This window comes from Bacillus sp. NPDC060175 (assembly GCF_042728695.1).
In the GTDB taxonomy this organism is placed as follows: domain Bacteria; phylum Bacillota; class Bacilli; order Bacillales; family Bacillaceae_G; genus Bacillus_A.
Map to the genome: position 1 here is coordinate 1 of NZ_JBHWYR010000113.1, position 10,831 is coordinate 10,831.

Below are 10,831 nucleotides of genomic sequence, written 5' to 3' on the forward strand. Positions count from 1 at the left end.
CTTTAAAATATTTAATAAAGCTTCTTGCATCCAAATACTGTCATGGAAAAGTGATATTTTTTCATTGGTTTTTAAATGTATGTTCATATTTTTTTTATTTAATTTACTGTTCAAACTAGCAATGACCTCATAAATTGTATCAATAATATCAGAGTTTTCTTTTTCAAAAAGTATTGCCCTAGCATCTATTTTTGAAACTTTTAATAAATTATGTATTAAAAAGCTGATTCTTGAAATTTGAACATCATTATTGTGTAAAAAATGATGTTGCTGTTCATTTAATTTACCTTGTAATAAGATATCGTTGTTCACTGTTAGTGTTGAGAGTGGTGTTTTTAGTTGATGAGAAATATCTTGTAAAGTTTGAATTAAAAATTGTTTCTCTTCCAATAAATTATGCATACTTTTTCTAATAACATTTTTCAGTTTATGAAAAGAATTAGCAAGTTTAGCTAGATCTCCTTCTCTATTTTCCTTGATATCAATGGTGTAATCACCTTCAATAATTTTATTCGCTGCAGCTGTTACATTTCTAATTTTTAAGAAAAAAGATTTATATTGTAAGTAATTTAGAAAAATTAGGATTAAACTGAACCCTATTGCTCCAAGGAACATGTATATATTGTTTTGGGATATATGTTTATTTAAATAAGGAAAAAGTCTTGAATCCAATTCAGCAGATAGACCATATTGATTTAATAGCATTTCTCCATCACTGGAATAATCTTTTTTATTCGCTGTATCATTTGTAAGTGCTTGTATTATTTCGTATTCATTTTCTGGGTTTTGTGCAATAAGTTTCCCGGTAATTTCACTCCAAATAGTAATATAATCATTTTTTAAATGGTCATATAGAATATGAACTGTGATAACTTGATATATAATAAATAAAAAAGAGATTAATGCTAATGTAAGTATATTAATTTTTATTTCTCGATTTATCATTAAATTACTCCTTACTGACGTCTTTATTCCAATAATATCCGAGACCTCTTTGTGTGATTATGCAGTTAGGGTTTTGTGGAGTATCCTCAATTTTACTTCTTAATCTTTTTACATAAACAGAAAGAGTATTTTCATCGAAAAACACTTCACTTTCATCTGCTATTTTTTTCAATATCTCATTTCTTTGTAATACTTTATGAGGATTTAGCATTAACGTTAATAAGAGTTTGTATTCTAAATGCGTTAAATTTATACTTTTCTCATGCTTAAAAGCTCTGGCCGCTTCAACTTCAAGCTGTATATTTCCAGACCTCAATATAGTATTAGAAGCTGTTTTAATTTTTTTTCTTAATTGTACCTTTACTCTAGATAATAGCTCTTTTACCCTGAAGGGTTTTGTTATATAATCATCTCCACCAATTTCAAGGCCCATTACTACATTTGCTTCCTCATCTAGTGCTGTGAGAAAAATAATAGGTATATCACCTTTTCTTTTAAGATAGGTACATAAATCATACCCATTTCCATCTGGGAGTCCAACATCCAATATAGCTAAATCAAATTTATTATTTTCGTATTGGTCTTTTGCATCTTGTACAGTAGAAACTCTTATAACCTCAAGCCCTTCTCCTTTTAGAGTAAACTCAATAGCCATTCCTAGATCGTTATCGTCTTCAACGAATAATAATTTATCCACAGTCTCTCTCCTCATTTGTCTTTGATTATTGCAGTATTTTAGATTATGACAGTTATTTTACACGTTGATTGGCTAATTTAAAATGGTTTAGTATGGAAATGGACTTTTAGAGGCTTTTCTGAGTATAAGCATAATACCCAAATCGGCTTTCAGCTTTTCAGCACATAATGAGATACAACAATTACTTAAAGCATAATATTTACGTAATTCATACATATTCTTGCTTATATTTTGAAAAACCTTGTAATAGAGTCCTGTTGAATTTGTACGTCTTTATAAAATCAGTAATGTTTTATTTAAGTTATCTTATACAAAAATGTTAAATAAAAATTGGATTCGCATTAATTATGTAAATGAATTTTTAAAAACAGATTATTGAGAATAAGAGCTGAATGGCAGTGGATTTTTGAGAATTTGAAAAGTATGTGTGTACTTAAATAAGTGTATAAAAGCCATTTAATTGTACAATTTTAAAATATATCTTGATCAGAGTTACGAGTATATGAAAAGTTAGATTTAGTAATCTTACTAAACTGTAAGATTAAAGTATATATAGTAAGACAAGAGTTATTCAATTAGCAATTAAAGACGTCTATACTGAAGGTAATCATTCTTTATTAAGACTTGTAGCATTTTAGCCACTGTTTATATAAAGAAAAAACCTACTGTTCTAATCCCAGATTAAACATAGTATATGAGGAGGAAGAAAATGAGAAAGATAATAGGATTTCTAGCAGTAACAGCAATTTTTATGGGTATAGGGTTTGCTGTAAATCGTTATATAAATGGTCCCTCACAGCCAGTAAACGGTATCATGATATCGGGAACGAAAGAAAATATATCAGCTGTTAAAAATTTGTATAAAGATCAAAATGTACAAACAGCAGATTATAGTTATAAATTGGTCACAGAATTAATAAAACAAGAACTCACTACCGAACAAAAAGAAGAGATTAAGAAAGAATGGAAAGAAAAAGAAGAAAATATGACTGAAGAAGAGATGGACAAGGAAATTGATAAATCATCTGTTAGAAAGAAACAATATGCGGTAATTACAAAATCTACAGCTGAAAAATTCTTAAAAAAAGGTATTGTAAGAACGCCCTTATCAAAAGAAGATAGCTCAATGACTTCAACCCCGGTAAAAGAAATAAAAGAATTAGCGAGTGAAAAAAACTTATTTTACAGAAAAAAGGAAGAACCTGGGGAGATACAGGATGGGAAATTAAATTTAAATGGACAAATGATACCTGTTCAACATATCGAACAAAATAATTGGATTGGCTATTTTTCATCACCCATAGTGATTGTTAATGAGGAAACATATAAACAATTACAAGAAAAAGAAGTAAACCTTTCGTTAATTCAGTTTGCAAAAGAAAATTTTGATTATAAAAATAAAAACAAGATAAACAAGGTGGTCGAAAACATTTCAGAAGTGTATGAAGTAAAAGACGAGAATGGTGACTACGATAAGGATAAACTCTATTTTGTAGAGATTCAAAATTAATCTATGAAAAGGATGGGCTTTATGGAGGTTGTTAAATTAGAAAATGTAGTAAAAACATATGGAGAGGGAGAAACGCAAGTACAGGCGTTAAAAGGAATTAATCTTTCCATCCATAGGGGAGAATTCGTAACCATAGTTGGAGCGTCAGGCTCTGGTAAAAGTACGTTATTGCATATTTTAGGAGGGCTGGATCGTCCGAGTTCAGGAAATGTGTTTATAGGAGGCGAAAATATCTACAATTATAAAGATAATGAACTTTCTATTTTTCGCCGAAGAAAAGTTGGCTTTATATTTCAGTTTTTTAATTTGATTCCTGTCTTGAATGTACAAGAAAATATTGCTTTGCCAGCCCTATTGGACGAGGAACAGGTAGATGATCATTACCTGGATGAAATTATACGAACTCTAGGGTTAAATGAAAGACGAGATCATTTGCCTTCTGAATTATCGGGTGGTCAACAACAAAGGGTATCTATTGGTAGATCTCTTATAAATAAACCCGATATTATTTTAGCGGATGAACCTACTGGAAATTTAGATACAAAAAATACAAAAGAAGTGTTGAATTTATTAAAAGTAACGGCTAAAAAATATAATCAGACGGTGATTTTAATTACCCATGACCCTGCTATCGCATCAAATTCTGATCGAATAATAACCATTGAAGATGGAATGATTATTTCAGATAAACAATTAGTACAAAATCATGCAAACTGTGGAGGGGAGGAATATTGATTCGTAGTTACAAACAGTTAAGTCAAAAATATCTCAGGAGTAATATCAAACGTACTTTGCTAACATTAACAGGGATTATTTTAGCATTGGCGCTAATAACAACGATTGGACTGTTTTTTAATAGCGGATACACTTCGGGAATTGAAAATGCTAAAAAAGGTTCTATGGGTTCCGCAAATATTTCAGTTGAAAATTATAATCAAAAGCTTTTCAATATGATAAAAAGTAATCCCAATATATCTTCTTATGGCATTATATCTTCAGGAGAGACGTTCCATGTTGATGAGATAGCTGTCTCTTATATGTATGCAGATCATCAAGCATTAAAGTTTTTAAAGTCTAGTATTCCTGTACAAGGTAAGCTACCTTCAACTGAAAATGAGGCTGTTTTGGAAAAATGGATGCTACCTTACTTCGGGCCTAATCTTAAATTAGGCGATATGTTTACTATTCATGAAAAAAAATATAAACTTGTTGGTTTGCTAAATGATTCTAGTAGTACTAAGGGAAACAAAACAGGCCAATTATGGACATATAAAAATAAGTTTAAAGTTGGAGAAGGTAGCGTATTGATTGAATTGAATAAGTACGCAAACTTTGATGAAGTTGAAAATCAATTTAAATTATTGACGGATAAAGAAAATATAAAAGTGAATGTCGAATTAAAGAGAGCCTTAAAGCCTAGTGTGGAGATCATGGTGGCAGCCGCTATTAGTATTGGGATTGTTGTGATTTCTACGATTGTTATTATTTACAATGCATTTCAAATTAGTATAGTAGAGCGAATGAAACAGTTTGGGTTATTGAGAAGTATAGGAGCTACCAAAAAACAAATTAGAAAAATTGTGATAAGAGAAGCAACATTTCTTTCTATTATTGCTATCTTTTTTGGGATTTTGTGCAGTATATTAGTAGTCTTTTTACTTAATCAAGTACTGATAAACGTACTTAAAAATTCTATGGGATATACAATTAAATTAGATTGGTTAATTATATGTGTAAGTTCTTTAATTACATTGATAACTGTCTATATTTCAAGCTATTTTCCTGCTTTTTTTGCAGGTAGAATTTCACCGTTACTGGCCGTAAGTAGCCGATTAGCTATAAAAAAAGATAAAATAAAGAAAAAAAAGGGAACAAAGCTAAAGAAACCACTATCTTTTCCGTTAAGTATGGCATTAAAAAATATACAAAGGAATCCCAATAGATATACAGTTACAATTTTGTCTATTATTATAAGTAGTGTACTGTATATCACGTTTACGTTTCTCATAGATACTGTCATTCAGCGTAAACAACCGGAAATTCAAGCTCTAAAATCGGACATATCAGTTTCGGTTAATTCGAATTTAGACAGGCCTAGTATAGATCGTATGAGTCGAAATCTTTATAAAATTAATAACGTAGAGAAGCTGTACAAGCAATATCAGGCACATGATTTTTATACGAAAGTACCAAAAAATAAACAAATTAAAGAATTACAAGGAAATGAATCGCTGTATCAAAAAGTAAAATATAATAATCAAACTGTAGAAGTTATGAAAACACAAATAAAAGCATACGATGAGAGTAGTTTAAAGAAACTAGCTGAAAATGTAACTAGTGGAAGGATTGATATTTCAAAATTAAATCGTGAAAAAGAGGTTATTTTAGTAAAACAAGCTGCATCAAATGATATGAATACAAGTAAAAAATATATAGGTTCTCTAAGCACTTTTCAGGTAGGGGATGAAATCCAAATAACAAGTCAGCAGGAAAGAAAATCTACAGAGGAAATCTCCTACAATGAAGAAAAACTAGAAGTTTTAAAAATAGCTGCAATTGTAGAATTGGATATTTTTAATATGAGCAGAGTGATGGATACCATAACTTTTATTACTAGTGAACAAATAGCCGAATATATTACACCATCTCCACAAAAATTAACAGGTTTTGAAATTGATTTAGAGAATCAATATCAGGCTGATGCTACAATTTTAGATATACAAAAGAAACTCGGTGGAGATGCATCTATAGATGTAAAAAATAATATTGTTCAAAGTAATTTCCATAAAGATAATATACTTTATATAAAAATATTAGGGTACGGATTTATAGCTGTTATTACACTGATTGGTTGTGTGAATATTTTAAATACCATTACAGTCAGCATCATTATGAGAAGAAAAGAACTAGCTGCTTTAAAATCGATTGGTATGTCGCAAAAGGATTTGAAAAAGATGGTTATATATGAAGGACTCCTGTACGGTTTCTTTGGAAGCATACAAGGGATCTTTTTCGGTTGTATGCTGTCGTATATTCTTTATGTAGCACTTTCAAATACGGTGTCGTTTGAATGGATTATTCCTTATCAATCTAGCTTCATCACATTTATAACTGCACTGTTGATTAGTTATGTATCGGTACTAATTCCGCTTCGGAAAATTAAAAAGGATAACGTTATAGATGTAATTAGAGAAGAATAGCAGTAGTCATAACAATATGTGATTCTGAGGTTCAGCCGAGATACGTGTAAAAGGGTTCGTAATCTGTATTATATTTCTATTATTGGTTTTTTAGCTAAAAATAGCTGCCTCACGATTAACAAATAGCTGATTACCTAAATGCTATAAGGTCCGACACGACCGAGAAAAGAAAATTGTACGTTTAGGGGTTCAGCCACATCACCATCAAGCTAAGAAAAGCAAATACCCCAAAATAAAAAAATAAGCTTTATTGTTACAAGTTAGTACAAAATTTCGTTCTGGGGGTACTATAAAATTTTAGCTTGATAGCGATGGGATACCGCCAGCATTCCGGAAAGACCCCACGCTAAGAGCATGCAAGATTTTATACAGTTTTTCGGTTATTCCAATAACAAACGAGAACCCTAAAACCCATGCCAGGATAGGAATGTATAAAAAGATGAATAGCGTTATAGAAAATAAAAAAGGGGATTCCTTCTGAGAGTAAGGATTCCCCTTTTTCTTTGCTACCAATAATAGGACGTTATGTTAACCGAGCATGTATAGAATATGCAATCAAAATACCTTTTATTATCTATATTCTTGATGTGGTACAATCTGGATAAAAGGTAGAAGGAGATAGACAATGACAGAAATCATTAAAGAGATTGTTTCCCAAAACAAAAGATACAAGGTTCAAGTTATCAAACAAAATAATGACTTTTTCACTACAGAAGTTTTTGCGTGGTTTGAGGATTATGGATATAAGCATTGGGCTCCTATTAAACAGGGAATATCGTTAATTGATACAGAAAAACATGCTATAGCCATAGCAATGGAAGATTTAAAAGTGTATTCAGGTGAAAATGATTAATGGGTGTGGATTACACTTATCTCTGAACAAGAGAGGAGATTGCTGTAACTTCCACAGTATGTTTGCAATACCAAGTGTAAAGGGGGGGTAACGATGATTGATAGGAGATTGCTGAAAGTGGAAGACCACGAAAAGGATATAGACTTACAATCGCTTACGGATACAGATATTCTCTTGAATTTTGGAAATACATTGACGGATCTATACCCACACTTAATTCCAATAGCGGCTTTTGCATATGACTCTTGGGATGACATTGTCATGCCTTTGTTTTTTGAAATGGTACATCGGACTTTTGCTTATAAATACGGGATTGATGTCAAGCCAAATGAGTATCATACATACTCCTTCACATTACATTGTTATAAAAAAATCCACCATATAGAGTGTATTCCAAAGCAAGACAGAACAAAGGCGTATGTGAACGGAGAACTCACCTGTCTTCATCACTCAGATTTGTCAAATAAACTCATGATTTTCAAGTCCTTTGGTGATGGAGTCCATTCTTTAACAATGGGAATTGAGTTGGAAGATGCAAAGCAAGTCCGTTTTGATATGGTTGAAGTCGAAATTGTATGTAAAGAGACGGGCTATCGCTTTTTAAAGCATGCCAACGATACTGTATTTCTCCCTAAAGATTCGTTACTTTTCGAGTTTGTAGCGGAGGTATATGATAAAGCTGAACATGAATGTTACAAGACCAAGTATGTGTAAAAACAACTTCCGATAACGATAATTATGTAAATAAGCTGTCCATATGGACAGCTTATTATATTTTTGCTTAGCGTGTTTTTTCTAAAATGTTGGCGATACCTCTAGATGTGTAAAAATTACACATTAAGTGATAGATGTGAGTCTGTATTTGCTATAGAGCATTTATAATAATCGTAATATCTTTTTAATGACAAGTTAGATTTAAATCCTATTTGCTGCATAATTTTTTCAGGTGTATTGTTTCCTTGAATTCTTCTTAAAATATAGGTGTTTCGAAAATGTTGGGAAGAAATTCCCTTTCGAAGATTAGCACGTTTCACCTCTAAACGAATCATTTTCTGTATTGAGATTTCAGTTAAGAATTTTGGTGCATCATCTTGATAACTCCAATGATATGTCCTACGTGTAAAATCAAAAGCAATATTTTTAAAGGTTCAAGTCAGTATGCGCTAGGTTTAGTAACGAATGGTATTTTTTGCTTTATTGCGGCGAGTGAGTGTATAAGAAGAGTGATTCTATACTTAAAAGCAAAAAGTTTGATGCATTCAAAACATTAACTATTGCTAAGGGTAATTTTTGTAGTGTAGCAAATTTCAGTGTTTTTCTAACACCAACACATTGCTATCAACCTAACAGAACGGGTTGCCCCAAAAACGATAAAAATGAACTTCATTGCTATAAATGACTCTAATTTTTCGTTATGGGGCAAATATTATATAAAATGATATCGAAAATAATAGATATGTCTGAATCACTTGGATGAAATCACTAGTTTCAAAAAAGCCTTCACGCAATGATGATTGCATGAAGGCTTTTGATGTTATCTTATTTTTTTGTCTCGTTGACCCATGTAATAATGTCCTGGATGACGTACTCGGGAACATTAGCAGGGATTTCGTATTCACTAGGAAGACTTAATTCTCCATCTCCCTCCGTGAAAAAATGATTCAATTTCGGGTATTCTTTGAACTGAACATTCCTGCGGTTTGAAAGTCCTTCCTGCCATTTTGTATATTCATCTTTTACTGTTACTTGATAATCGCGTGCCCCTTGCAGAATCAGTAAAGGCTCTTTTCGTGATTTTGCCTCTTCAACTGGACGCCACCTAGAAACATCATACATAAAATGGGGCGACCCAAAATTGTAGCCAGCTGGAGGATGGTCTGGATCAAAAGTAGGATCCTGGATAAATGCGACCTGTCTTTTTAGTTCATCGATTACTTCCTTTGGCGCCCCAAGGTATTGATTCTGATCAATGGCAATGTCAGTCAAAGGGCGTGCAGGTGGTGCGAGTAAGATACTTCCTCTGACAAGTGAGGAAGGTGCTTTGCTCAGTATACGCGGCATTGTGCCAGCTCCTAGGCTATGTCCAAGAATGAAAATATTATTTGGATCAATACCTTCCTGCTGGGCTGCTGATTTTGCTGCATATATGGCATCATCTGTAGTATCACGGTCTAACGTACCAGGTTCTGCACTCATCTTTAATGCGTGTTCTAAGGTGCGTTTTTCATAGCGTAACACTGCAATTCCGTTGGATGAAAGGCCCACCGCAAGGTCTCGTAAGATTTTTGTTCCCAGATATGTACTATCGCGATCATGGATGCCAGCACCATGAACAAGAACAACTACGGGTACCTTTTCTCCAGGTTTATGTTTCGGAACCGTTAATGTGGCTGGTAACGGATATGTAGAATTTCCAATGATGATTTCACGTTCTTGATAGGAAGCAGGTTGATCATAGCTAGGATGCGGGATGGTATAAGATTCTGGAGGCATCCTTACCCCAACTTCATCTACTTTTCCACCAGGTGTAAATTTAAGGAGTAGCGGCATGGTAGTTCCTTGGGTAGTTCTTGGAATTTCCACCGTCTGATGGACCAAGTTTCGTTCTTTTATCACGGGGGTTCCCATGCTTTTTATCCCGCTCCAGTCACTTTGTGTCCACCAGTTTTGTAATGTGTTTGCTGTAAACTTGGATTGAAAAGCAGCAGAAGTCAACTGGAGTGCCTCTGCATACTTACCTTGCTGGAGATATTCAAAAAATAATGATGTACGCTCCGTTAAAGAGATTAGTTTCTTTTTTTCAGATTGTTCCTCGCGTGTATCTGCGTGAATAGCTGTTGTAAGCGGGAAAGATGAAACGCCTAAAGAAAAGAGTAGGGTAAAGGTAAGTGCTGATTTTTGTATTTTCTTTTTTTTATTCATGTTTTAACCTCCAATATGTGATGATAAAAAACAGTTATGGTAATTAGGGTTCTGGTGCAAAAACTTCAAAATATTTGCAAGTAATTTCCAAGACTTGGACATACTGATATTATTACTCTAAAAAGCCGTAGATTTCTCCTTTTTCCACATGCATATTAACCCCAGAAATAATCTTTTTTCCTTCACTTTATATTTTGATTATACGAAACAAAGCTCTCGTTTTTCTTACTTGATACTTACAAATTCCTTAAGTGTATAAAATTTTTGTTTTAGGGGTATCTTAAAACCTTAGCTTGATGGATATGTGGTGCTACCCTATCGCTATCAAGCTAATAAAAAGAAATGACACCCTAAAATGAAAAAATACGCTATTCTTTCTGTAGAATCATAGGAAAGGATGGCGTTTTTTATGTCTGTTTCTGTGTCTGACGAATTACACCTATTTGCTCAAGAGATTCAAAGTTTTTTATCATTTTAGCCAAGAAGACTCCTTCCTCAAGGAACGCGAAGTGAGTAGGTGGGAGATGAATTGGCTTCGGACAAGGGATGGCAGGAAGCCATCTTAATTGTTCGACATACATAAACTGTTACTTCACTACCTATCGAATATACGTTTGTTGTACAATAGAAACATACCGAAATGGAGGTGAAATGAATGATGATTAATAAAGCATATAAATTTCGTATCTATCCAAATAAAGCAC

9 protein-coding genes and 2 pseudogenes are annotated in these 10,831 nt (G+C 32.8%); 7 read left to right on the forward strand and 4 right to left on the reverse strand.

Features of this window, described 5'->3' with window-relative positions:
• Together ACFWDE_RS28210 and ACFWDE_RS28215 are read right to left on the reverse strand one after the other, a co-directional pair.
• On the reverse strand, nucleotides 1–945 hold a 945-nt coding region (locus tag ACFWDE_RS28210; protein ID WP_377896101.1), incomplete at its 3' end, for a sensor histidine kinase.
• A 4-nt stretch (nucleotides 946–949) separates the two neighbouring features.
• Nucleotides 950–1,642 carry a response regulator transcription factor gene (locus ACFWDE_RS28215; RefSeq protein WP_215553670.1) on the reverse strand — a complete coding sequence of 231 codons (693 nt, stop codon included), beginning with the start codon at nucleotides 1,640–1,642 and terminating at the stop codon, nucleotides 950–952.
• Between the two features lie 709 nt (nucleotides 1,643–2,351).
• On the opposite strand from ACFWDE_RS28215, the gene ACFWDE_RS28220 reads away from it, so the two are divergent.
• From ACFWDE_RS28220 to ACFWDE_RS28240, 5 genes are all read left to right on the forward strand, one after another.
• Nucleotides 2,352–3,152, forward strand: coding sequence for a lipoprotein BA_5634 family protein (locus tag ACFWDE_RS28220; RefSeq protein ID WP_377896102.1), 801 nt, complete (start codon nucleotides 2,352–2,354; stop codon nucleotides 3,150–3,152).
• Nucleotides 3,153–3,173: 21 nt separating this feature from the next.
• On the forward strand, nucleotides 3,174–3,887 hold the full coding sequence (locus tag ACFWDE_RS28225) for an ABC transporter ATP-binding protein (protein WP_215575532.1): 714 nt from the start codon (nucleotides 3,174–3,176) through the stop codon (nucleotides 3,885–3,887).
• Nucleotides 3,884–6,352: an ABC transporter permease gene (locus ACFWDE_RS28230; RefSeq protein WP_377896103.1), complete on the forward strand. Its 2,469-nt coding sequence runs from the start codon at nucleotides 3,884–3,886 to the stop codon at nucleotides 6,350–6,352. The genes ACFWDE_RS28225 and ACFWDE_RS28230 overlap by 4 nt, the downstream gene beginning before the upstream one ends.
• A 625-nt stretch (nucleotides 6,353–6,977) precedes the next feature.
• Complete coding sequence (locus tag ACFWDE_RS28235) at nucleotides 6,978–7,205, forward strand: hypothetical protein (protein WP_377896104.1); 228 nt, start codon at nucleotides 6,978–6,980, stop codon at nucleotides 7,203–7,205.
• Between the two features lie 93 nt (nucleotides 7,206–7,298).
• The gene (locus ACFWDE_RS28240) at nucleotides 7,299–7,919 is read left to right on the forward strand and encodes a hypothetical protein (protein ID WP_377896105.1); all 621 of its coding nucleotides are present in this window, start codon (nucleotides 7,299–7,301) and stop codon (nucleotides 7,917–7,919) included.
• Nucleotides 7,920–8,035: 116 nt separating this feature from the next.
• On the opposite strand, the pseudogene ACFWDE_RS28245 reads toward ACFWDE_RS28240, so the two are convergent.
• Nucleotides 8,036–8,341, reverse strand: a pseudogene (locus ACFWDE_RS28245) (integrase); the annotation flags it as partial.
• Here ACFWDE_RS28245 and ACFWDE_RS28250 point away from each other — a divergent pair.
• A pseudogene (locus ACFWDE_RS28250) lies at nucleotides 8,339–8,476 on the forward strand (DUF1453 domain-containing protein); the annotation flags it as partial. The pseudogenes ACFWDE_RS28245 and ACFWDE_RS28250 overlap by 3 nt on opposite strands.
• A 268-nt stretch (nucleotides 8,477–8,744) precedes the next feature.
• Here ACFWDE_RS28250 and ACFWDE_RS28255 read toward each other — a convergent pair.
• A complete protein-coding gene (locus ACFWDE_RS28255; RefSeq protein ID WP_377896106.1) occupies nucleotides 8,745–10,127 on the reverse strand; it encodes an alpha/beta hydrolase family protein in 1,383 nt (460 codons plus the stop codon).
• 655 nt (nucleotides 10,128–10,782) lie between these two features.
• Between ACFWDE_RS28255 and ACFWDE_RS28260 the strand changes: the two genes are divergently transcribed.
• Nucleotides 10,783–10,831 (forward strand): helix-turn-helix domain-containing protein (locus ACFWDE_RS28260; RefSeq protein WP_374191749.1); only part of this gene is annotated, 49 nt, incomplete at its 3' end.

Coding starts and splice junctions, on each gene's coding strand:
- ACFWDE_RS28220 (WP_377896102.1), top strand. CDS start 2,352: ATGAGAAAGATAATAGGATTTCTAGCAGTAACAGCAATTTTTATGGGT.
- ACFWDE_RS28225 (WP_215575532.1), top strand. CDS start 3,174: ATGGAGGTTGTTAAATTAGAAAATGTAGTAAAAACATATGGAGAGGGA.
- ACFWDE_RS28235 (WP_377896104.1), top strand. CDS start 6,978: ATGACAGAAATCATTAAAGAGATTGTTTCCCAAAACAAAAGATACAAG.
- ACFWDE_RS28240 (WP_377896105.1), top strand. CDS start 7,299: ATGATTGATAGGAGATTGCTGAAAGTGGAAGACCACGAAAAGGATATA.
- ACFWDE_RS28255 (WP_377896106.1), bottom strand. CDS start 10,127: ATGAATAAAAAAAAGAAAATACAAAAATCAGCACTTACCTTTACCCTA.